This window comes from Mammaliicoccus sp. Dog046 (assembly GCF_034039665.1).
Lineage (GTDB): Bacteria > Bacillota > Bacilli > Staphylococcales > Staphylococcaceae > Mammaliicoccus.
In genome coordinates this window covers 1,911,941-1,937,138 of sequence record NZ_CP120131.1, presented here as the reverse complement: position 1 = coordinate 1,937,138, position 25,198 = coordinate 1,911,941, and the positions used below count along the sequence as shown (strand labels likewise).

The window sequence follows — 25,198 nt, the reverse complement described above, 5'->3', positions numbered from 1 at the left end:
ATCAATTATGTTACAATTATCTAGAGATTTAAAGTATTTAAAAAAGAGGCGAAGAGGATCATGAGCGAAAATTTAAATTTAGTATCATCGACACAAGAAATTATTGGTGAAGCCCTTAATAAATTAGGTTTTGACGAGGGGATGTATGATTTAATTAAGGAACCAATGAGATTATTAACTGTACGAATTCCAGTTAGAATGGATGACGGATCTGTTAAAACTTTTACCGGCTATCGTGCCCAACACAATGATGCTGTTGGTCCTACAAAAGGTGGCGTACGTTTCCATCCAGATGTAGACGTTGAAGAAGTTACTGCATTATCAATGTGGATGACTTTAAAATGTGGCATTGTTGATTTACCTTATGGTGGCGGTAAAGGTGGTATTGTTTGTGATCCACGACAAATGAGTATTCACGAAGTTGAAAGATTATCTCGTGGTTATGTTCGTGCAATTTCTCAAATTGTAGGTCCAACAAAAGATATTCCAGCGCCTGATGTTTTCACAAACTCACAAATCATGGCTTGGATGATGGACGAATATAGTCAAATGGATGAATTTAATTCTCCAGGTTTCATTACTGGTAAACCAATCGTATTAGGTGGTTCACAAGGTAGAGACCGTTCAACTGCATTAGGTGTAGTTATCGCGATTGAACAAGCAGCAAAAAGACGTGGGAAAACAATTAAAGGTTCTAGAGTCGTGATCCAAGGTTTCGGTAATGCAGGTAGTTTCTTAGCGAAATTCTTATATGACGAAGGCGCTAAAGTTGTAGGTATCTCAGATGCTTACGGTGCTTTACATGATCCAGAAGGTTTAGATATCGATTATTTATTAGATCGTCGTGATAGTTTCGGTACAGTTACAAACTTATTTGATGAAACAATTTCAAACAAAGAATTATTTGAAATTGATTGTGACATTTTAGTACCAGCAGCAATATCTAATCAAATAACTGAAGAAAATGCGAATGATATTAAAGCTGAAATCGTAGTTGAAGCAGCTAATGGTCCGACAACAATGGCAGCAACTAAGATTTTAAGTGAACGTGGCGTTTTATTAGTACCAGATGTATTAGCAAGTGCTGGTGGCGTAACAGTATCATACTTCGAATGGGTACAAAATAACCAAGGTTATTATTGGACAGAAGAAGAAGTTAATGAAAAATTACGTGAAAAATTAGTTAAAGCATTTGATACAATTTATAACTTAGCAGAAAACAGAAGAATAGATATGCGTTTAGCAGCTTACATTGTAGGTATTAAACGTACAGCAGAAGCGGCACGATATAGAGGTTGGGCTTAAACTGTTGTAATAGGAAGAGGCTGGGACATAATGTATGTCTCAGTCTCTTTTTTGTATCTTGGTAGTAGATGACTAGAGTTGAAAATGCGCTTGTATCAAGCTTTTTTCAACTCTAGTCATCCTTGCCGAGGGCGGGACTACGAAATCTTTTTTATGAGTTAGATTTCTGTCCCGCTCCCTTTTTTATTGTGTGCGTTGGAGTGAGTGGGGGATTATGATGTAGAATTCCGGAGAAGTTTTAGATACATGATTCTAAAGGTCAGAATTCGGAATAATGTCCGTTACACAGTTCTAAAGGACAGAATTCGGAATAATGTCCGTTACACAGTTCTAAAGGACAGAATTCGGAATAATGTCCGTTACACAGTTCTAAAGGACAGAATTCGGAATAATGTCCGTTACACAGTTCTAAAGGACAGAATTCGGAATAATGTCCGTTACACAGTTCTAAGGGACAGAATTCGGAATAATGTCCGTTACACAGTTCTAAGGGACAGAATTCGGAATAATGTCCGTTACACAGTTCTAAAGGACAGAATTCGGAATAATGTCCGTTACACAGTTCTAAGGGACAGAATTCGGAATAATGTCCGTTACAGAGTTCTAAGGGACAAAATTCTGAGAAGTGTCCGTTATACAGTTCTAAGGGACAGAATTCGGAATAATGTCCGTTACAGAGTTCTAACGGTCATAATCCAGAATACTGGTAGTTACAGCGTTCTAACGATCATAATCCAGAATTCTGATCCTAATTTTCGAACCACTACGACTAACCACTACATACGAAAAATCCTGGAATCAACTAATTCCAGGATTCTACTATTATAATAATTGTTTAGCTACGTTTATTTGGTGTTTAACTGATTCTTGGCCGGTTGAACCGTAACTTTTACGGCGGCTAAGACAGTTTTCTGGTTTGAGATAGTCATATACGTTAGCTTCAATTTTATTGTTATAAGATTGATATTGTTCTAATGGTACGTCTAATAAATATTTATTATTTTGAATACACCATAGTACTATTTTACCAACGATTTCATGTGCTTCTCTAAATGGGATATTCTGCTCAACGAGATAGTCGGCTAGTTCTGTAGCGTTTGAAAAGTCTTTATGAACAGTTTCATTTAAATGTTCTTTATTGACTTGCATTGTTGTAATCATACCTTCAAAAATACGTAAAGAACCTTTAATTGTATGGATAGCATCGAAGAGACCTTCTTTATCTTCTTGCATATCTTTATTGTAAGCAAGTGGGAGACCTTTTAACGTAACTAACATACTCATTAAATGTCCAGTTGTTCTACCAACTTTACCTCTGATTAGCTCTGCCATATCAGGGTTTTTCTTTTGAGGCATAATTGATGAGCCTGTAGAGAAACTATCAGATAAAGTGATGAACTTGGCTTCGTCTGTTGACCAAAAAATAATTTCTTCAGAAAATCTTGATAGATGAACCATTGTTAATGAAATGTTATGCAATGTTTCTACGATATAATCACGATCGCTAACTGCATCTAGACTGTTCTCGTATAAACTACCAAATTCAAGTAATTCTTGAGTACGATGTCTATCGATTGGATGTGTTGTTCCGCTTAAAGCTGCGGCGCCAAGTGGACTGATATCTATACGTTTAATGCTATCGTTAAATCTTGATTTATCTCTTTCAAGCATCCAAAAGTAAGTCATAATGTGATGGGCAAATGAAATAGGTTGAGCTCTTTGAAGATGTGTATAACCAGGCATAATTGTATGCACATGTTGATCTGCGATTGTCACGATTGCTTGTTGAAGTGACTCTACTAGCTCAATGATTTCTTGTACATTTTCTTTTGTATATAAATGCATATCCGTAGCGACTTGGTCATTTCTACTTCTACCAGTATGCAATTTGCCTCCAACTTGGCCAATCTTTTGAATTAATGCATGTTCAATATTGAGGTGAATATCCTCAAGTGATTCTGAAAGTTCTAATTGATCATTTTCAAAATCTTTTTTGATGTCTTTTAATCCTTGTATGATTAATTCGGCTTCTTCATGTTCAATTATTTGTTGTTCAGCAAGCATTGTTGCGTGTGCAATACTTCCTTGAATATCTTGGTCAATTAAATTTTTATCAAAATGGATAGATGCATTGAATGCATCTACCCATGATTCGGGATTAGATTCGAATCTTCCTCCCCAAGCTTTTTTACTCATTTTAAAACACCTTCAGTTTCTAACAATGCTTTAACTTTAGTAGGTAAACCAAAGATTTCGATAAATCCTACAGCAGCTTCTTGGTTGAAAGCATCTTCTTTAGTATATGTTGCTAAAGCTTCATTATATAAGCTGTACGGAGATTTACGTCCGTTAACAATAACATTACCTTTGTATAATTTAACACGTACTGTACCAGTAACTTGAGTTTGAGTTGAATCTATAAATTGTTTCAAGCTATCTGTTAAAGGAGAGAACCATAAACCGTTATAAATCTGTTCAGCTAATTGTTTTTCAATGATTGGTTTAAAGTGTGCCACATCTTTCGTTAAAGTAATTGTTTCTAACGCTTTATGTGCTTCCATGATGACTTTAGCACCTGGTGTTTCATAAACTTCACGTGATTTAATACCAACTAAACGATTCTCAACATGGTCGATTCTTCCAATACCGTGTAATCCAGCTACTTCATTAAGATGTAAAATCAATTGATCTAAATCATAAGCTTGGTTATTAATAGACACTGGTAAACCATTTTCAAATTCAAGTTCTAATTCTTCAGCTGTGTCAGGTGTATTTTCCAGTGCATTTGTTAAATCGTATGCATCTTCTGGTGGTGTAGCGAAAGGATCTTCTAAAATACCACACTCATTACTACGACCCCATAAATTTTGGTCAATTGAATAAGGAGAGTCTAAATTGATTGGAATAGGGATATTATGTTTTTTTGCATAATCAATTTCTTCTTCACGACTCCATGACCATTCACGAACAGGTGCAAGCACTTTAATGTGTGGTGCAAGTGACTTAATAGCAACTTCGAAACGAACTTGGTCATTTCCTTTACCAGTACAACCATGAGCAATCGCAATTGCATCTTCTTTTAATGCAATTTCAACTAATTTTTTAGAAATAAGTGGTCTACTTAAAGCGGATACTAAAGGATAGCTACCTTCATACATTGTATTCCCTTTAATTGCATATCCAACAAAGTCTTCACTAAATTCTTTAGTGGCATCAATGACATATGACTGTTCAGCGCCCATATCTAAAGCCTTTTGTTGAACTAAATCTAAATCTTTACCTTCACCAACGTCTAAGCAACATGCAACGATTGTATAACCTTTCTCAATCAACCATTTCACTGCAACACTTGTATCTAAACCACCTGAATAAGCTAAAACAACTTTATTAGACATAACTTAAAACCTCTCTTTTGTATTAATATTTAATATTTTGTATATTTAATCGATAAACATACAGTACCATATGGAAAATGAATTTTCAATAGTAATATTAAATAAATATGCATTTAAGAGCAGAACATTCTTTATAGATTGAAAGCCTATGAAAACTAGAGTAAAATAAAGGTGCTATTAAATATATGTATGAAACAAATAGGAGGATATTATGACACATATTCAATTTGATTATAAAAAGGCATTAACGTTTTTTGGTGAACATGAATTAGACCAATCTCGTGATTTAGTAAAAAATATACATCATGTTATACATGAAAAGACAGGTGCAGGTAGTGACTTTTTAGGATGGGTTGATTTACCTGTTGATTACGATAAAGAAGAATTCGATCGTATCTTAGCTGCATCTAAACGTATTAAAGAACAATCAGAAGTATTACTAGTAATCGGTATCGGTGGTTCATACTTAGGTGCAAGAGCGGCAGTAGAAATGCTAAACTCAACATTTGCGAATTATGAAAAAGGTGATCATCCACAAATTATCTTCGTAGGACATCATTTATCATCATCATATGTTCACGATTTAATCAATTATATAGATGGAAAAGACTTCTCTATTAATGTTATTTCTAAATCTGGTACAACTACAGAACCAGCAGTAGCGTTTAGAATATTCAAGAAAATATTAGAAGAAAAATACGGTAAAGAAGAAGCTAAAAATCGTATCTTCGCTACAACTGATAAAGAAAAAGGTGCATTAAAAGACTTAGCAACAGGTGAAGGTTATGAAACATTTGTTGTACCTGACGATGTAGGCGGAAGATATTCAGTATTAACTGCAGTAGGATTATTACCAATTGCTGCAAGTGGTATTGATATTCAAGAAATGATGAATGGGGCAGCTGCTGCACGTGAAGATTTATCATCATCAGAATTAGAAGAGAATATTGCATATCAATATGCAGCTATTCGAAACATTCTTTATGCAAAAGGTTATTCAACAGAAATGCTGATTAATTATGAACCAGCATTACAATACTTCAGTGAATGGTGGAAACAATTATTCGGTGAATCTGAAGGTAAAGATTTCAAAGGAATTTACCCTTCAAGTGCCAACTTCACATCTGATTTACATTCATTAGGTCAATATGTTCAAGAAGGACGCCGTTTCCTATTTGAAACAGTTGTTAAAGTTGAATCACCTAAACACGATATTACAATAGAAGAAGATAAAGATGATTTAGATGGATTGAATTTCTTAGCTGGCGAAACAGTTGATTTTGTTAATACGAAAGCATTCCAAGGAACATTATTAGCACATACTGATGGTGGAGTACCAAACTTAGTTGTTAAAGTACCTCAGTTAGATGCATATACATTCGGTTATGTTGTATACTTCTTCGAATTAGCATGTGCAATGAGCGGATATTTATTAGGCGTAAATCCATTTAACCAACCAGGCGTAGAAGCATATAAACAAAATATGTTCGCGCTACTTGGTAAACCAGGATTTGAAGATCTTAAAAAAGAATTAGAAGAAAGACTATAATATAAAAATGACGTACGAAATAAAAGTCCCCGAATTTAATTCGGAGGACTTTTTTTGTTTTTGAGGAAAATTTTTTGAAAAAATGAGGTGTATTTTTTATGAAATTGCAAAAACCACAAATATTCAATTATATTGAAGCACTGCAGGGAAAAATTGAACACTTACCAAAGGAGATGGAAGAAACTTATGCAGTAATGAAACTAGGTTATGATGTTGAATCTGAATTTGCACGATTATTGCATGAAACCACAGATTGTTGGTGGATTCATGATTTACAAATCAAAAATCAAAATAAAATTCAATTTGATTTTATAGTGATAAATGATGAAACTATCATTCAATTTGAAATTAAAAATTTTTCCGGGGACTACTTTTATGAGAAACAAAAATTATATAGAAGTACTGGATTTGTATCGAAAGATTTAATAAATCAATTTGAAGTGGCCAATGATGGATTGGTAAGGATGATAGATAAACTTAAAATAGATAGAGAAGTGAAAAGTTACATAGTATTTATAAATCCAACATTTACTTTACATGGTGATTTAAGAAAAAGAGTGAATATTTTATTAAGAAGTGAATTGTATAAATTGGACAATATACTCGGTACAAATTTTAAGTATGGTGAAAACCAAATGATATATGAAATGTTAAAATCATTGAATCAGCCGTTCTTGTCTCAATTTGATAATTATAAGTTAGTAGATTTCGATCAAGTTAACACCGGTATTAAATGTATTAAGTGTAAAAAATTAATAGAACCTAATATGTTTTTTGACCAAAAGAAATATGTGAAATGTAATAAATGCGGTGATAAGATAGGTAGGAACCATTTAATTATACAAGCACTAAAAGAGCTATATATATTGAAAGGTAAACCAATTTCAGTTAAAGATTCAGTGGAATGGACAGGGATTTCAAAAGCAGCACTTAAGCGTATCTTATATAGTCACTTCTCAAGAGTAGGACAAAATAAAGCTAGTAAATATATATACATTGAACGCGAAAACGAATATTAATTATAGATGAAAACGGGAATACCGGCTCAGTACTGGAAAAAACTGAGCCGAAAAACAGAATACCAACTCAATACCATATCAATACTAAATAAAACCTCACCTCCAACTCACTTCATTCTCCCTATCATTCATTTTCATCAAATGACCTAATTCATCCTTGTCTCTACGACTATTTGCGTATGTCAATTTGCTTTAATATTTCTAAAATTATGGGTATACTATATATAAATTTATGAAGGAAGTTGCGTCACATGGTATTTCAAGATATTTTAAACTGGTTTAGTGAGGAGAATATTACTCACTTAATTGAAACGTTTAGATCGTTTGGTATATTTATAGCATTCTTGCTTCCATTTATAGAAGCATTTATTCCATTTCTTCCAATTATTCTATTTGTGATTGTTAATGTGAATGCTTATGGATTGTTATTAGGCTTTATCATTACATGGGCAGGTACTGTGACTGGGAGTTATCTCGTCTTTTTAATTTTTAGATTGATTTCTAAAAAGCCGTTTATGGTTAAAGTCGTCGAGCAACCAAAAGTCGTCAGATTTATACATTGGATAGATAGTCATGGATTTGGACCATTATTTATTTTATTATGTTTTCCGTTTACACCAGGCGCCTTAGTTAATATGGTAAGTGCATTCTCGCATATTAGTAAACAAGTATATTTAATTGCATTAATTTTATCAAAAGCAATTATGATATTTACATTGAGTTACATTGGGTCTGATATAAATTCCTTTTTTGCCAGTCCTAAAAAGAGTATAATAGTTCTCGTGATTATATTTATACTATGGTTAGTTGGAAAAGGCCTAGAAAAATATTTTGATAATCGCTTAAAAAATAGGAGTTCATAATGAGAAAAATACTCGAATGGTTTTTGGCTATTATTTTTGCGCTAGTAATATTGTTTGTCGTGAGAACATTTTTATTCATTAGCTATGTTGTTGATGGTCATTCAATGGAACCGACATTTCATAACGGTGATCGTTTGATTGTAAACAAATTAGTGAAAAATATTGGACAAATTGATAATGGTGATGTTATTGTTTTTCATGCTAATAAAAACCAAGACTATATTAAAAGAGTTATCGGTTTGCCAGGCGACACGGTTGAAATGAAAGACAGCAAATTGTATATTAATGGTACACTTGTGAAAGAAAAGTATTTAAAAGACAAAGAAATAACTGATGATTTCAGTACAAGAACCATTCAAGGCTCTAAGAGTGACGTTATACCTAAAGACGAATATTTAGTTTTAGGTGATAACCGTAACAATAGTAGAGATTCAAGAGAAATTGGATTTGTTCTTGAAAAAGAAATAGTTGGTAAAGTGAATTTGAGATATTATCCATTTAACCAAATAGATGTAAAATTCGATAAATAAAAATAATGAGGTGGCATGTTTGAAAAAAGAAATATTTGAGTGGGTTATAGCAATCGCTGTTGCCGTTGCTTGTGTACTACTTATACAAAAATTCTTGTTTGTAACTTACACAGTCTCTGGAGATTCAATGTATCCGACATTGAAAAATAATGAAAAAGTAATTGTGAACAAAATCGGATATAACGTAGGAAAAATTGATCATGGTGATGTTATCGTCTTCCATGCAAATGAAAATGATGACTATGTAAAACGTGTGATTGGTATGCCTGGTGACACAGTTAAATATGAAAATGATCAACTGTATGTTAATGGTAAGAAAGTACCAGAAGAATACTTGAAACAAAATAAAGCAAATAAATCTCGTGATTTATTAACTGAGAATTTCCAAGTTAAAGATTTAGTCAACTCTAATGGTGTTAATAAAATTCCAAAAGATGAATACTTAGTACTAGGTGATAACCGTGAAGTAAGTAAAGATGGACGTTCATTTGGTTTAATTAACCGAGATGTAATTGTTGGAGAAGTTGCATTAAGATTCTGGCCAATCAATCAATTCCATTATAATTTTGATCCGTCAACAAATTAATATTTGAATGGCTAACGCCTCGCTTATATCGTTAAGTGAGGCGTTATTTTTATGTTAAAATATATACATGAGAAAAATTGTAAGGGAGGTTGAATAGATGCAACTTAATGTATGGACTGGTCGAAGTGGCACAGGGAAAACGAGCCAAATGATTCAACACATGACTGAAGAAATGATTGGAGATCCATTAGGAAATCCGATTATATTTTTAACGCCGACACAAAATACTTTTCAATATGAACAAGCTTTCGTTCGCAATCCAAAGTTGAAAGGGAGTATTCGTACATCTGTATTCGGTTTTGAGAGATTGAGTTGGAGAGTATTAAGTGAAGAAGGTGGATTAATAGAGCAACAAATTTCTGATGAAGCTTTAGAAATGTTGACTTACCATTTATTACATACACATAAACAACAATTAAATTTATATCAATCAACGATTCAACATTATGGCTTCAGCCATAAAATGATGAATGAAATTAAAGACTTTAAAAAATATAACGTTCAACCTGATGATATTTTAGCGTATTTAGATCAAAGTACGACGATTCCTGTCAGAATGAAAGATAAATTGAATGATATTGAAATGATTTATCGTGCATTGGAAAATCAACTTGAAGGAAGATTTGTACAAGCTGAAGATATTCTATATAAATTAATCGAGAAGGCACCATCTTCATCATTTATAAAAGATGCGGATATTTATATTGATGGATTCCATAACTTTTCAACATTAGAATATCGTGTTATCGAAGCATTAGTGAAAAATAGTAAATCAGTGACGGTTGGATTAACGACAGATGGAAGTAAGGATCCATTTAGTTTGTTTAGAAAGACATCAGAGACATTGAGTCACTTGGAAGATATCGCGCATAACTTAAATATTTCAATTCAAAAGACGCATTTTAAAGAAACGAAACGATTCGATGATAATCAAGATTTGAAGCATATAGAAAGTCAATTTGATGCACTCATCCCAAATAAAAAAAATCATGAACATTTATCGATTGTAGAAGCATCTAATATGCGAGAAGAAGTTCAATATGTTGCGAGAGAAATTTTAAGACGATCAAGAGAATATGATATTTCTTATAAAGACATCGCAATATTATATAGAGATCCAAGTTATGAACAATTGATAGAAACAGTGTTACCGCATTTTGATATTGCTTATAACCATGATGCTAAAAAGAAAATGGCATACCATCCATTTATCGAATGTTTAAGATCAATGTTAGAAGTAATTCAATCAGGATGGAAATTTGAATCAATGATGAGAATGTTGAAAACGGGAATATTGACGAGCCATATTCCAAATGCAGATTACTTAATTGATATTCTAGAAAATTATGCATTTGAACGGGGAATATCTGGTCGTAGATGGACAAATCCAGATTACTTCACAATTGAATCATTTGAAAAATTAGGCAAAAAAACACTCAAAAAAGAAGCGTCATCTATAACTGAAGAAGACCAAAAAACAATACAAAGTGTCATTCAATTAAAAGATTTTGTCGTTAACAAAGTGGAAAGATTAGCACAAGCATTATCAGAATGCGATACGGTTGAACAATTTACGATGAATTTATATGACATCATTGAACAATTTGAATTACCAACACATTTAATGACATTAAGAGATGAACTAGAAATTAAACATCAATTTGAAGAAGCTGAACAAATTGACCAAGTGTGGCAAGGTACGATTCGTATATTCGATGATATTGTAGAAGTGTTAGGTAACACATCATTATCTTTAAATGAATATATTGAAATACTGGATAGAGGTATGGATGAATTAGAATTCTCAATGATTCCTCAAACGCTTGATGAAGTTACAGTAGGGAATATGGATTTAGCAAAAGTAGACAACAAAGAAATTGTATTTCTATTAGGTATGAATGATGGCGTATTACCTAAAGCATCCAATCAAATGTTGTTACTTACTGACGACGAGAAAAAAGAATTGGCAGAATCAAGCGGTTTAGAATTGAGTCCAACGAGTGATATTTTACAAATGGATGAAGCGTTTGTATGTTACATCGCAATGACGAGAGCGAAACGGGATGTTGTGTTTACATATAGCTTGATGTCAGATAGTGGAGAAGTAAGAGAGAAAAGTCCATTTATCGAAACAATAGAGTCATTGTTTACAGATTTAAAAGTACAGTCATTAAAAGAAAATATTGAAACAAATCCAATCCAACTGATTGAACATGAACATCAAAGTCAAATGCATATCTTTGAACAACTTAACGATTGGTTAAATGATGAAATTGTAAATGATATTTGGTTAGATGCTTTTCATGCTTCGCAATCACTGCATCATTTAGATCATACTATGCAATTTTTAGCGTCAGCATTGACTTATAAGAATGACACCGTTCAGTTAAATAATGATGTTTCTGAACAATTATATGGTGATAAAATTAATGCAAGTGTTTCAAGGTTTGAAACATATAATCAATGTCCATTTAAACATTATGTTTCACACGGATTGAGATTAAATGAACGGTCGAAATATCAAATTCAAAGTGTTGATATCGGTAATATATTCCATCAAACGTTGAAGTATATTTCTGATGAAGTCAATGGTGACTTTAGTAAATTATCAACTCAAAACATGATGCGTTTAATTAATGAAGCGATTGATGAAAGTTTACCTAAAATCCAATTTGATTTATTAAATCGAACAGCACATTACAGATACTTAAAATTAAGAATACAAAATATACTTAAATCAACATTAGAGGCAATGAAATATCAAACGGGCCATTCGAAATTTAAAGCGTATCAATTTGAACTCAACTTTGGATCTACAGCGAACCATCAATTGAAAACAACACCACTAGAGACAAAACGTCATGTGCCAATCAATATTCGCGGACAAATTGACCGTTTAGATGTATATAAAGCTAAAGAACAAGATTATGTTTCAATCATTGACTATAAATCTTCTGAAACAAGTTTAGATTTAACTAAAGTATTATATGGCATGCAAATGCAAATGTTTACTTACTTAGATGTTGTATTGCAAAATAAAGAAATTTTAAAATTACAACCTCAAGTTTCACCAGGTGCATTGTTATACTTCCATGTGCATGAACCAGAAATTAAAGCAAAACGATGGGGCGATATACCAGCAGTTGAAGAAATTCAAAAGCAAACAATAGAGAAATTCAAAATGGATGGATACGTAAATAAAAATCCTGAAGTAGTAGAAGCGCTGGACTATAAATTGGAAGAGCAACTCAAATCAGATATGATTCCAGTTACTAGAAAGAAAAATGGTGAATTATATAGTTATAGTAAAGCATTGGATGAAGAATTATTCTATAAATTAATTGATAAGAATAGAGAGAACTTTGTTGAAACGGCCACTCAAATTATGGACGGGCATACTGAAGTTGCACCTATGAAATATCAGAAGCGGTTACCTTGTCAATTTTGTGAATATAAATCAGTATGCCACATTGATCCTATAACGGATACTGAGCAATATAGAGAAATTGATCATACATTGAGTAAAGATGAGTTAATCAGTCTTTTAAGAGAGGAGGAAGATGAATGACAATACCAGTGAAACCTGTAGATGCGCAATGGACGGATGACCAATGGCGTGCCATATATACTCAAGGACAAGATACACTCGTTGCAGCTGCAGCGGGCAGTGGTAAAACAGCTGTGTTAGTCGAACGTATCATTCAGAAAATTATGCGTAATCAACAAGATGTAAATAGACTCTTAGTCGTGACATTTACGAATGCAAGTGCGCGTGAAATGAAAGCAAGGGTCAATGCAGCGATACAAAGAGAAAGTGTGAAGCATCCTGAAGACGAGCATTTGAAATCACAAAGAATTAAAATTCATCAAGCTCAAATATCGACATTGCATAGTTTTTGTTTAGCTTTAATAAAATCACATTACGATGAAATAGATATTGATCCAAATTTCAGAACGGCCAGTGAAGTTGAAGGTATCGTATTGTTAGATCAAGCCATTGATGATGTATTAGAAACCTATTATGAACAGAATGATACACATTTCTTAGCATTAGTAGAGCACCTTTCAAATGATCGATCAGATGATTCGTTAAGGGAATTATTAAAACGTTTATATCGCTTCAGTATTGCGCATGCACATCCATTTGAATGGCTCGAGCAATTAAATCAGCCATATAAAGATATTGATGAACAACATGAATATTTTAAGATGATGGATAAATTGATAGAACGTAAACTTAATAGTGCCAAAAATGCGTTATATCAATCCATCGATTGTTATCAACATTTAGCAGAAGTAGATAAACATATGGCATATTTAGAAGGCGAACGCATATGGATTGATCAAATTTTAGATGGCAGTAAATCTTATGACGCAATCGCTTCTGATATATCATCAAAAAAATTACCCGTCAATAGTGCAAAAATTAAAAGTGAAAATGAAGGCAATGAGCAATTATTAGAACTCGGCAAAAATTATTATAAAAATTATATTGAATATTTGAAAGAACTAACAGAAGGATATTTAAGTCGTGAAAGAGCGGAATTAATAACAGATATGCATGAAATGCAGCCTAGAGTAGAAGTTCTTTCTTCCATTACTAAAGATATCATTACTCACTTTAGAACATTAAAAAGAAATAAACGCATTATTGATTTCTCAGACTATGAGCATCTTGCTTTAGAAATATTAACAGATGATGAAGGGAATCCTTCACAAACAGCATTACAATATCGAGAGCACTTTGATGAAATATTAGTTGATGAATACCAAGATACAAATAGAGTTCAAGAAGCGATTATTAGTTGCATTAAAAGTGGTGAAGAAAAAGATGGTAATTTATTTATGGTTGGTGATGTAAAACAATCTATTTATAAATTTAGACAGGCAGAACCAGAACTCTTCATTGAAAAATATAAACGATTCAAAGAGACCAACCTTGAAAGTGGAGAAGTGATTGATTTATCTAAGAACTTTAGATCAAGAACTGAAGTGTTAGATAATACGAATTATCTTTTTTCACATATGATGGATGAAGTTGTTGGTGAAATTGAATATGACGATGCAGCAAAATTATATTATGGTGCAGATTATGATGAACAAAAAACACCTCTAGAGATAGATGTACTAGTGCAAGATGCATTTGAAGAAGATGATAATCAATTGTTAGAAGCAAAGCATATTGTAAGTAAAGTACAAGATATTCTAGAGCATAAGCAAGTTTATGATAGAAAGTCAAAATCGTATAGACCAGCAACATATAAAGATATTGTTATTCTCGAAAGAAGTTATAGTAACGCAATGCATCTTCAACAACAATTTAAAGATGCGAACATTCCGTTCTACGTTGAATCTAAAAAAGGATACTTCGAACAAAATGAAATTAGAATGATGTTATCATTTTTAAGAGTGATAGATAATCCACTCCAAGATACATATTTGGTAGGGCTTATGCGTTCTATAGCATTTCAATTCAAAGAGGATGAATTGGCGGAAATCAGAAATAAAGCACCACAAGAAATATACTATTTAGATTCAATGTATAAATATATTGCGCATGCTGAAGGTGAACAACAGCTTATTGAAAAAATAAATCGATTTTTAAATCAGTTGAAATCGTATCAAACGATGAGCAAATCAGTGCCGGTATGGCAATTATTAGACAAAATATACAATGATTTTTATTTGATTCCTTATTTTAGTGGCTTAACAGGTGGCGTTCAAAGACGACAAAATTTATATGGACTCCTAAATAAAGCTGTTCAATTTGAAGCTTCTAGCTTAAGAGGTATATTCCAATTCATAAGGTTTATCGATGAACTTATCGAAAGAGGGCAAGATTTCGGACAAGAAAGTGTGATAGGTCCGAATGACGATGTTGTGAGAATGATGACCATTCATAGCAGTAAAGGTTTAGAGTTTCCATTTGTTGTATACTCTGGGATATCCAAGTCGTTTAACCGCACAGATTTAACAGATCATGTGTTACTTAATAACAAATATGGTTTAGCTATGTCATATTTTAATATTGAGAATGAATTGACTTACCCAACTTTAGCTACAGCCATTTTCAAAAATATAAACGAGACTGAAATGATTTCAGAAGAAATGCGTTTGATTTATGTTGCGTTGACACGTGCAAAAGAAGCATTATATCTTATCGGACGTGTGAAAAATGATAAAGCCGTTGAAAATCTTGGGTTGATTCAAGCAGATAAACACGAATTGATTGATCCAGAATTTAGAGTGAGTGCAAAATCAGCTTTTGATTTAATTGCAACTATACTAGCTAAATCTAAAACATATGGATTGTCTAATGCGATTCAGTTTAATACTAATCAAAATGAATACTTTAAGTTCAATATTATAAATGCAGCGGAAGATAATGAAATGGAAGACGTATATGATGAACGACCGACGATTGAAGCTTTATATAATTATAAACCGTCTAGTTTAAAACAAGATATTCATGAACGACTTGTGTACAAATATCCGAATCAACATCTATTGAACATTGCTGCGAAACAATCTGTTTCAGAAATCAAAAGACAAAGAGAAACAGAAGAAGCGGGAACAGATTATCAAATCGTGAGACAATATCAAGTTGGTACGAGATCTTATGATCGACCTAACTTTTTATCTAAAGAAAAACGTAAGAGTACAGAAATTGGGACATTAATGCATACGGTTATGCAACATTTACCATTAGTTCAAGGTGGATTAAAAGAAGCAGAAATAGAGGCTTTAATTAAGAATGACTTGATAACGAAAGATATATTACCAAGTGATGCACTTGAAGATTTAGATTTAAAACTCGTTGAAGCATTTACCGAATCTACTTTATATGACCGTCTCGTTAAAGCAGATAAAGTGTACCGAGAAGTACCTTTTGTTGTCGGTCAAGACGATATTGATAAAGGACTTACTTACAATATTACTGATGATGATAATAAACCAATTATTCAAGGAATGATTGATTGCATCTTTGTTGAAGGGGACAAAGTTTCATTTATCGATTATAAAACGGATGCATTTATCGTTCGTCGAGGAAAATCTATGGATGATGTAGCAGAAGAAATGAAGAAAAAATATGAAGTACAGATGCAATACTATAAAAATACGTTAGAAACAATATTACAACAACCCGTTGAAGGTTATTTATATTTCTTTCAATATGGAACGAAACACATCAAGGAGCACAAATAATGGCAAAACAACGAATATTTAGTATTGATGCACTAAGAGGATTTAGTTTATTAGGTATTTTATTAATGAATATTTTGACCTTTGCTTACCCATATCATATTATCAATCCGTTTGAGTATTTCCAGCATGAGGATGGGGCACTATTTAAGTTAAGTGCCTTGTTTATCATTGCATCTTTTTATCCAATATTTGCATTTTTATTTGGATATGGTCTTTCAATGATGTATCAGAATAGCATTGAAAAACAAATCGACTATTATCCAATGATAATAAGAAGGTTATCATTTTTATTACTACTAGGAGTTCTGCATGGTATCTTTATATTTTATGGAGATATTTTAGCTACGTATGCAATTCTTGGATTTATCGCAATTATCTTTGTTAAACTAAAACCACAATATGCTTTAGTTGCAATGACAATTGGATTTAGCATATTTGTGTTGTTGTTTATCTTGCCGATGATTTTGATTCAAGACGTTACACAGACTGAAAATTTTGTTGGATTGCAAGAGTTAGAAAGAGTAAATAATATTTTAGCAAGTTCAGACTATTTATCTATGATTGGGTATAACTTGAAGTATTTCGGTACGAATATTGGAAGTATCATCATGGTTGGTCCGTTTACAATCTTGCCGATTATGCTGTTTGGTATTTATGCACATCAAATCAATTGGTTTAAGAAGATTATAATGCGCAAACAATTTTATACTTGGCTAGGATTAGGAATATTTATTTTAGGGCTTATGGTGAAAATGATTCAAATCGTATTAGTTGGATCAGCAACTTCGCAATTATTGAGTCAAATGCTCGGTGGACCTATCGTTGGGATGAGTTATATTATTTTCTTTGTCTTATTGTGTGAAGATGCCAAACTTAAAAAGGTTCTAGCACCAATGCAATATATCGGTAAATTGAGTTTGACGACGTATATTTCACAAAGTGTGATATGTGTGGTTATCTTTTATGGCGTTGGTTTGAATTTGTATAGTAAACTGCCCGTATCTACAATATATTTAATCGCAATCGGTATTTATATTGTTCAACTACTAGTAGGATACTTCTATTTCAAACGATTTAATCAAGGTCCTTTAGAAAAATTATGGAGAAAAGTAACATATTTAAAATAATAGCTTTAAAATAATGCGATTTATCAAAAAATTCGGTATAATGGGTCACAAGAACAAGAAGGAGCTGACAGAGTGGATGAAATTTTTAACATTTAATTATAAAGATATAACTTCTTATGGTGTGAAAGTAAAACGTGAAGATGCAGTTTGGGATTTACGTAAAATATTTGAAACTTTTGGCGAAGATGGGTTTAATCCTAAAACTTTACTAGAAGGACTACAATTAAATATAAACGTTGATTTTCAAGAAGCTGTACGTAAAGCGGTTGTTAAAGTTTTAGAATCACCAGATAAAGACGAATATAAATATAGCTTTGAAGATATTGAATTCTTACCACCAGTTACACCAACAAATAATGTGATTGCATTTGGCCGTAACTATAAGAAACACGCTGAAGAATTAAATAATAAAGTTAATCGTTTATATGTATTTACTAAAGCGGCGTCTTCTTTAACAGGTGATAACGCTGAAATTCCTAATCATCAAGATGTTACAGAACAATTAGATTATGAAGGCGAATTAGGTGTAGTTATTGGTAAGCACGGAGAAAAAATTCCACGTGGTTTAGCATTAGATTACGTTTATGGATATACAATTATAAATGATATTACGGATAGAAAAGCACAGAAAGAACAAGATCAAGCATTCTTATCTAAATCTTTAACTGGTGCTTGCCCAATGGGACCATATATCGTTACGAAAGATGAGTTACCATTACCTGAGGATGTTAATATCGTTACTAAAGTTAATAATGATATTCGCCAAGATGGGAATACGAATGAAATGATTTTGAAAATTGATGAATTAATCGCTGAAATTTCAAAATATGTAGCATTACATCCTGGAGATATTATTGCGACAGGTACACCGGCTGGCGTTGGTGCTGGTATGAATCCACCACAATTCTTACAACCTGGAGATGAAGTTAAAGTAACAATCGATGGTATTGGTACGTTAACAACGTTTATAAGTAAATAAGCTATAAATGTATATTTGTTAAAAAAATGAATACGCCTATGGTATAATTCTATAGGATTACAAATATTCATATGTAGGGGGAACGGAACATGATACATTTCCATATATTTAGCTGGTTAGTAATGATTATATTATTCTTTGTCGTTTATATGAAAGTTACAAACAAACCAGTACATATGGTATTAAGATTATTCATGGTATTTGTTTTAATTTCAGGTATCTATTTATTTATTCAAGCTATGGGTATAAATGGTATGCTATATGGAATTAAACTTCTTCTTGGTATAGCAGTATTAGGACTGATTGAAGTTACAATCGCTAAGAAGAAAAAGAATAAAAACAGCAATGGATTATTAATTGCGACTGTCCTTGTAATGATTTTAACTATCTTACTTGGCAGTTATTTACCAATGGGTGTATTACACTTTGGTTAATGACTCAAAAGCATCTCTGTATAGAGGTGCTTTATTTTTTTATGACAATTTGATGTAGGTCTATCGGTTAAGTAACCGTTTTAGTATAATATAAGTAATTGGGTAATAAAGAGGGTTGAATAGATGAATAAATGGGCAAAGTTAATAATCATGGTGGTTTTAATATCGCCAATATTTAATGGATACGCATTTGCAAATGAAAAAGAATTTGAAGATGTAAAATATCCGAGAATTTATAGTTTAGTCGTTGATCGTTTTATGAATGGAAATAATGAAAATAATAAAATGATTAGAAATGATAACAAGTCGAATAATTTACCTATGGGTGGAGATTTTCAAGGTATACAATCTAAATTAGATTACATTAATGATATGGGGTTCAATACGGTACATATTTCTCCTGTGTTTTCACATGATCAAAATGACTTTTTAGGATACAAAGTAAATAACTATGATGAAATAGACCGTGTGCTTGGTGGAGAGAAAGCATTTAAATCACTTATTAACGAAGTACATAAGAAGAACATGAAGATGATCGTTGATATGCCTGTAACGTATACAAAAGAATTTAATGGATCTACAGATGGGGACTTAAATCAAATTCAAAAATCATACTTTAAAGATACAAAATTTATTGATTTAAAAGATGCTAAAAATCAGAAACTGTATAAAGAAAAAGTAGATCGCTTTATTAAAAAATATAAAGTAGACGGTATTTCAATGAATATCGTACAAGATGGTATAGATGCAAAAACATTTTTACCTGAAAATATAGATACTTATGGCATAATCAATAAAAAAGGTATTTCTGCTAAACACTTCAAACATTTATCGACACAAGAATCACGTAATGACATACAAAATGCATTTAAAAATGTAAATACAAAAATACCTGATTACCAAAAAGATAATTCAGTCTTAATTGCAGATACATGGTTTACTGAACGATTTACAAAACATGCAGCAGATGAAAATATGTTCCCAGGAACAAGAATTAAACAATTGATGACTTATATGTGGGGATATAAAGGACCGATAATGATGAATTACGGTACAGAAATTGCTGCAAATGGATCTAAAATCGAAACGATAAACCAATTGCAAAATTTTAGAACAGATAAAGAAGTTATTAAATATTTAGAAAAAATAGGAGATACATTTAAGCAGTATCAAGAATTGTACGAAGGTGATGTTAAAGCATTACCACATGATAAAGGTACGAATGTATTTTACTATAAAACAAATACGATTGATTATATCTTGAATATTAATGATTCAAGCAAATCGAAAAAAGTAAGTTTAGATGATAAAGTCATAGAAGAAAATAAAATGTTATCAGGATTAATTATTGGAGATAACATTAAAAAGAAAAATGGACAATATAATTTAATCACAGATAGAGAAGAAACTGAACTATATGCAGTAGTGAATGAAAGAGGATTAAATAACACATACTTAATAGCAGCAATATTAGTTATTGTACTCTTTGGTTTATTCTTATTCCTTGTCGCAAGAAAAAGTAAAAAACAAAAAATGCAAAATAAATAAATTTGAATAAGAAAGGGCTGGGACATTATGTCCCAGCCCTTTCTATATACTATTTTAAAAGATATCGTGCGATTGCTACCTAAACGCACGATATCTCGGCAAAACCCTAAAGTCTTCGTGCGATTGACCTCGAAACGCACGATATCTTGGTCGATACCCTAAAGTCTTCGTGCGATTGACCTTGAAACGCACGATATCTTGGGCTATACCCCAAAGTCTTCGTGCGATTGCCCCTGAAACGCACGATATCTCAGCTCATACCCTAAAACTTCATTACCATTCATGTTATTGTGCTTTATAGCCAATCATATTTACGATGTCTTTTGGACTTGAAAATGGAGGAGCATATGCAATTTCGATATCTCTTAAATCATCTACAGTCAAATCTCCTATAATTGCAGTCGATAATATATCGATTCGTTTATCTACGCCATCTTTACCAACTGCACATGCGCGTAATATTTTACGTGTTGAGTTGTCGAAGTATACACGTAATGTTATCGGTTGTGCGTCTGGATAATAGCCGGCGTGTTGTTTTTGTGTTTGTTCGATAACTGTATAATCATAGTTTTCTAATTCATGTTCTGCAATACCTACGCTACCTAATGCATAATCAAAGAAACGAACTATATTTGTACCAAGTAAACCTTTGAATTTGGCCATATGAGATTTACTTGAAATATTTTCTGCAACTAATGAAGCGGCTCTGTGCGCACCCCAAGCTAATGTGACGGTTGTAGGTTGTTGTGTATGTCGATAGAATGTTTCGATAATATCGCCAATTGCGTAAACATCGTCTAAATTTGTTTCGAAGTATTCATTTACTGGAATATATCCTCGATCGTTGAGTTTTAACTGAGATGTTTGTAACCAATCACTGTTAGGTTCGATGCCAATACCAGTAATAATGATATCGTAATCTTCTACATGTCCAGATTTGAAAGTTACGGTTTTATTTTCAATGTGTTTAATTTCTTCATCTAATCTATAGTTGATTTGACGTTTTTCTAGTTCATCAAAAATCACTTGATTAAGATCTTTGTCCATACTTTTATTAATATGGTCACTTCTATGAATTAAAGTTGTTTCGATGTTTCTATTGTGCAAGTTTTCGAGTATTTCTAAACTAATATAACCAGCACCTACGACAAGTGCCTTTTGAACATTGTTTTGTACAATGAAATCTTCTATTTTATCTGTGTCTACTAAATTTCGTAAAGTAAATACACGATCGGATTCTATAGGAAATTGACGTGCTCGACACCCTGGACTTAAAATGAGTTGATCGTAATGATCTTCAAAAATCTCACCGGTTTGATGATTTTTAACACGGATAGTTTTATCTTGATCATTTAATGCAATTGCTTCATGAAAAGTCTTAACGGTAATATTTTTCTTATCAAGAAATTGTTCTGGCGTTGCTGATAACATATAATCACGATCTTCAACAACATTCCCGAGATAATAGGGGAGTCCACAATTTGCAAAACTCATATCTCTATCTTTCTCGTATACAACTATTTCACTATCTGAGTCTAATCGCCTAATTTGTGACGCTACAGTAGCACCACCAGCGACAGCACCAATGACTATAATTTTATTCAATTGTAATCACTACTCCTTATAATAAAATATGGCAACTGTTCCGCTACCTGTATGAGAACTAATCACTGGACCAATATTAGAAATATAGATTGCTTTAGGTGACAATGATGATTCCATTAATGCTTTTAACTTTTCTGCTTCTTCAATATCGTCAGAATGTGTAATATAAATGGACTCATTAGAAAAGTCGCGATTGTCTTGTTGCATTGTATTAATAATCGCTTGCCATAGTTTTTTAGAACCACGATACTTTTCAATTGGAACGAGTTTACCTTCTTCTACATGTAATAATGGCTTAATGTTAAGCAAAGTTCCTAAAAATGCTTGTCCCTTTGATAATCTTCCACCACTTGCTAAATATTTTAAATCTTTAACAGTAAATAAGTGTCTGATTTTTTGGATTTTATCTTTAATATATTGATCCAATTCCTCAAATGTATATGATTCGTTAATCTTATCTTGCACATCTAAAATTAATTTACCTAATCCCATTGAAGCACTGAATGTATCATAAATCGTAATATCAAGATCTGGATAATCTTCTTTGACTTGTTCTTTCACGAGGCAAGCTGTTTGATAAGTACCACTCAATGCGCTACTAAATGCTAAATAAATGGCAGACTCTTTATTTTGTGCAATTTCAGTGAACACGTTAATCATTTGTTCCATTGTAGCTTGATTGGTTTTAGGATGTTTATCATTTTTAATCGCGGATAATACTTCTTCATTTGTTATTTCATATTGATCAATTTTACTTTCATCATCGATAACGATACCAAAAGGTAAAAAGTAAAATCCGTGTTCTTCTATTTGTGATAATGTTAAATCAGAACCACTGTCTACGATCATTTTCATAGTTAAAACTCCTTACATATTTAGGTTGAAATACTGATTTAAATATTTTCCTATACCGTCATTATTATTTGAATCTGTGACTTCATTTGCAATAGCTTTAAGTTCCGGAATTGCATTGCCCATCGCTATGCCATAGTTAGCAAATTGTATCATTTCGTAATCATTATCTTCGTCACCAAATGCGATGATATTGTCATAATCAATGTTGAGGTAATCAGCGACATATTTAACGGCTTTCCCTTTATTAATACCCTTTTTAACAATTTCAAGTACAGGAAATGGTGCGCCCCAACGACGATGCTCTATAAATTCTGCATAATGTTTCGTCAAGTGACTTTTAATTGTAGGAATCTCACTTTCTTCTGCTTGAATCAGAATACTTGTCGGCGATTCGGGTAACAACTCATTTAATTGCCCGTATTTTATATCAGGATTGCCCATGCTAAAGCCTTCAAATAAGGTTTGATCATAAGTATTGATATAAACTTGATCTCTTACTTCAGCAATGACATTTTTAACATTGAGTTTACTAATGTCATTAAAAATTTTAGTCGCGATACGTTTATCGAATTGTTCATGAACAGGTTCGAATCGTTGATCGTTAGGATGGTGAATATACGCACCGTTAAAATTAACAATAGGGGTATTCATTTCTAATGCTTTATAATAATCGAGACTGGCACGATAAGGTCGACCAGTTGAAATGATAATTTCGTGACCAGATTTTTGTAAATATTGTAAAACCCTTTTTGTAAAAGGTGAGATGTGCTTTTTATCGTTTAATAATGTGCCATCTAAATCTAAACAAATTAAATGTTTTTCCATGGGGACAGCTCCTTACGCGTTATCTTTATCTTACATACTATAATATCATATCATTTTCTTTAACCCATGCTTTAAATTTGATATATTATATGTAGTAACTTTTAGAATGAGGTGAAAAAATGGAAGAAGCAATGAAAGATAGTATATTAGGTGCGCTTGAGAATGTTATTGATCCAGAATTAGGCATCGATATTGTTAATTTAGGACTTGTATATAATGTTGATTTAGATGATGAAGGTTTATGCACAGTTGAAATGACTTTAACTTCAATGGGTTGTCCAATGGGGCCACAAATCATAGACCAAGTTAAGACAGCATTAGGCGAATTACCTGAAATTAAAGATACAGAAGTTAATATTGTATGGAATCCACCATGGAATAAAGACAAAATGTCTCGTTATGCGAAAATCGCTTTAGGCGTAAGCTAATCATAAATTTAACTTATTTTATAAAAGAAGCATAGCACTCAACTATTAGTAGTTGAATGCTATGCTTCTTTGTTTTAATGATGACATAAATGGTAGTGATGACCGAATAATAAATCGTTTATTCAATTCTACATATGGAAAGCGGGCAGTTCTCACAGTTGATTGCATTTTTTAAATAGTCGAGGTTGTGAACCGTAATTTTCTTATGGTTGACTGATACGATGTTGTTCTTTTTTAAATTACTCAACATTCTGTTGACACTCTCTCTTGTTACGTTGCAAAAGTTTGCTAGCTCATGATTCGTTAATTCAACATTTATAAATATGTCGTTGCCTTCTTGAATGCCATAAGTGTTAGCTAATTTAATTAAGATTGAATAAAATGCACCTGTCTTTCCTAGCGTATAAATATCTCTTAATTGATATTCATTTTTTTCGTTTTCATTTTGTACCCATAACAACCATTCATATTTTAAAACTTCATCATTTAATATTGCTTCTTCGAATTGTGTTTTTAAGATTCGATAAACAGTGCATGGTTCTTTCACTCTCGCTGATAGACTATGTGTTTTTCTACCACAAAATAATGTTGTTGAACCGAATATACTATGTCTACCTAACAATTTAGTATTGAATTCTTTACCATCTTCCATCACACGATGTGTAATGACTTTTCCTTCTACGATGACATAAATATGATTACATCGGTCTCCACAATGGTATAGATAATGGTGAGGTTGAACATGCATGCGTTGTCCATTTGCAATAATGTATTCTATTACTGAAGTTGCTTCTGTATATGTCGTTTGCAAAAGATCACTTCCTGGTTTATATTCACTTTTATTTTACCATAAAATGTAATAGAAAAGGTTTGGAATTTGGATGGTTTATATTTGTCAAAGTAGGTCAAACAAGGTATAATTAATTTAAGGTCAAAGATAGTCA

General features: G+C 32.2%; 19 protein-coding genes. 13 read left to right on the top strand and 6 right to left on the bottom strand.

Features of this window, described 5'->3' with window-relative positions; genetic code table 11:
• Positions 1–60 precede the first annotated feature (60 nt).
• Positions 61–1,305, top strand: a complete 1,245-nt coding sequence (locus tag P3U32_RS09545) for a Glu/Leu/Phe/Val family dehydrogenase (RefSeq protein ID WP_323702908.1) — start codon at positions 61–63, stop codon at positions 1,303–1,305.
• A gap of 822 nt (positions 1,306–2,127) precedes the next feature.
• On the opposite strand, the gene argH is transcribed toward P3U32_RS09545, so the two are convergent.
• Together argH and P3U32_RS09535 are read right to left on the bottom strand one after the other, a co-directional pair.
• Positions 2,128–3,501, bottom strand: a complete 1,374-nt coding sequence (argH, locus tag P3U32_RS09540) for an argininosuccinate lyase (protein WP_323702907.1) — start codon at positions 3,499–3,501, stop codon at positions 2,128–2,130.
• Positions 3,498–4,700 (bottom strand): argininosuccinate synthase, encoded by a 1,203-nt coding sequence (locus tag P3U32_RS09535; RefSeq protein ID WP_323702906.1) that lies wholly within the window; start codon positions 4,698–4,700, stop codon positions 3,498–3,500. The genes argH and P3U32_RS09535 overlap by 4 nt, the downstream gene beginning before the upstream one ends.
• A gap of 211 nt (positions 4,701–4,911) precedes the next feature.
• On the opposite strand from P3U32_RS09535, the gene P3U32_RS09530 reads away from it, so the two are divergent.
• The 11 genes from P3U32_RS09530 (at position 4,912) to P3U32_RS09480 (ending at position 20,541) form a co-directional block, all read left to right on the top strand.
• Complete coding sequence (locus P3U32_RS09530) at positions 4,912–6,249, top strand: glucose-6-phosphate isomerase (protein ID WP_323702905.1); 1,338 nt, start codon at positions 4,912–4,914, stop codon at positions 6,247–6,249.
• Positions 6,250–6,347: 98 nt separating this feature from the next.
• Positions 6,348–7,268, top strand: coding sequence for a nuclease-related domain-containing protein (locus P3U32_RS09525; RefSeq protein ID WP_323702904.1), 921 nt, complete (start codon positions 6,348–6,350; stop codon positions 7,266–7,268).
• A 251-nt stretch (positions 7,269–7,519) separates the two neighbouring features.
• Positions 7,520–8,131, top strand: a complete 612-nt coding sequence (locus P3U32_RS09520) for a TVP38/TMEM64 family protein (RefSeq protein ID WP_323702903.1) — start codon at positions 7,520–7,522, stop codon at positions 8,129–8,131.
• Complete coding sequence (lepB, locus tag P3U32_RS09515) at positions 8,131–8,661, top strand: signal peptidase I (RefSeq protein WP_323702902.1); 531 nt, start codon at positions 8,131–8,133, stop codon at positions 8,659–8,661. Before P3U32_RS09520 ends, lepB (P3U32_RS09515) begins: the two co-directional genes overlap by 1 nt.
• A 19-nt stretch (positions 8,662–8,680) precedes the next feature.
• A complete protein-coding gene (gene lepB / locus P3U32_RS09510) occupies positions 8,681–9,247 on the top strand; it encodes a signal peptidase I (RefSeq protein WP_323702901.1) in 567 nt (188 codons plus the stop codon).
• Positions 9,248–9,344: 97 nt separating this feature from the next.
• Positions 9,345–12,815: a helicase-exonuclease AddAB subunit AddB gene (gene addB, locus P3U32_RS09505; RefSeq protein ID WP_323702900.1), complete on the top strand. Its 3,471-nt coding sequence runs from the start codon at positions 9,345–9,347 to the stop codon at positions 12,813–12,815.
• Positions 12,812–16,453 carry a helicase-exonuclease AddAB subunit AddA gene (gene addA, locus P3U32_RS09500; RefSeq protein WP_323702899.1) on the top strand — a complete coding sequence of 1,214 codons (3,642 nt, stop codon included), beginning with the start codon at positions 12,812–12,814 and terminating at the stop codon, positions 16,451–16,453. Before addB ends, addA begins: the two co-directional genes overlap by 4 nt.
• The gene (locus tag P3U32_RS09495) at positions 16,453–17,580 is read left to right on the top strand and encodes a DUF418 domain-containing protein (RefSeq protein WP_323702898.1); all 1,128 of its coding nucleotides are present in this window, start codon (positions 16,453–16,455) and stop codon (positions 17,578–17,580) included. The genes addA and P3U32_RS09495 overlap by 1 nt, the downstream gene beginning before the upstream one ends.
• Positions 17,581–17,656: 76 nt before the next feature.
• The gene (locus tag P3U32_RS09490; protein ID WP_323702897.1) at positions 17,657–18,559 is read left to right on the top strand and encodes a fumarylacetoacetate hydrolase family protein; all 903 of its coding nucleotides are present in this window, start codon (positions 17,657–17,659) and stop codon (positions 18,557–18,559) included.
• Positions 18,560–18,648: 89 nt separating this feature from the next.
• Positions 18,649–18,993, top strand: a complete 345-nt coding sequence (locus tag P3U32_RS09485; RefSeq protein ID WP_323702896.1) for a DUF1516 family protein — start codon at positions 18,649–18,651, stop codon at positions 18,991–18,993.
• Positions 18,994–19,116: 123 nt separating this feature from the next.
• Positions 19,117–20,541 carry an alpha-amylase family protein gene (locus tag P3U32_RS09480; RefSeq protein WP_323702895.1) on the top strand — a complete coding sequence of 475 codons (1,425 nt, stop codon included), beginning with the start codon at positions 19,117–19,119 and terminating at the stop codon, positions 20,539–20,541.
• 285 nt (positions 20,542–20,826) lie between these two features.
• On the opposite strand, the gene P3U32_RS09475 is transcribed toward P3U32_RS09480, so the two are convergent.
• From P3U32_RS09475 to P3U32_RS09465, 3 genes are read right to left on the bottom strand one after another with little or no spacing between them, the layout of a single operon-like run.
• The gene (locus tag P3U32_RS09475; protein WP_323702894.1) at positions 20,827–22,146 is read right to left on the bottom strand and encodes a CoA-disulfide reductase; all 1,320 of its coding nucleotides are present in this window, start codon (positions 22,144–22,146) and stop codon (positions 20,827–20,829) included.
• Between the two features lie 9 nt (positions 22,147–22,155).
• The gene (locus tag P3U32_RS09470; RefSeq protein WP_323702893.1) at positions 22,156–23,001 is read right to left on the bottom strand and encodes a DegV family protein; all 846 of its coding nucleotides are present in this window, start codon (positions 22,999–23,001) and stop codon (positions 22,156–22,158) included.
• A gap of 12 nt (positions 23,002–23,013) precedes the next feature.
• A complete protein-coding gene (locus tag P3U32_RS09465) occupies positions 23,014–23,826 on the bottom strand; it encodes a Cof-type HAD-IIB family hydrolase (protein ID WP_323702892.1) in 813 nt (270 codons plus the stop codon).
• Between the two features lie 119 nt (positions 23,827–23,945).
• On the opposite strand from P3U32_RS09465, the gene P3U32_RS09460 reads away from it, so the two are divergent.
• On the top strand, positions 23,946–24,254 hold the full coding sequence (locus P3U32_RS09460) for a metal-sulfur cluster assembly factor (RefSeq protein ID WP_323702891.1): 309 nt from the start codon (positions 23,946–23,948) through the stop codon (positions 24,252–24,254).
• 118 nt (positions 24,255–24,372) lie between these two features.
• Here the strand turns inward: P3U32_RS09460 and P3U32_RS09455 are convergent, their stop codons facing one another.
• Positions 24,373–25,065, bottom strand: coding sequence for a Crp/Fnr family transcriptional regulator (locus P3U32_RS09455; RefSeq protein ID WP_323702890.1), 693 nt, complete (start codon positions 25,063–25,065; stop codon positions 24,373–24,375).
• Between the last annotated feature and the right edge of the window lie 133 nt (positions 25,066–25,198).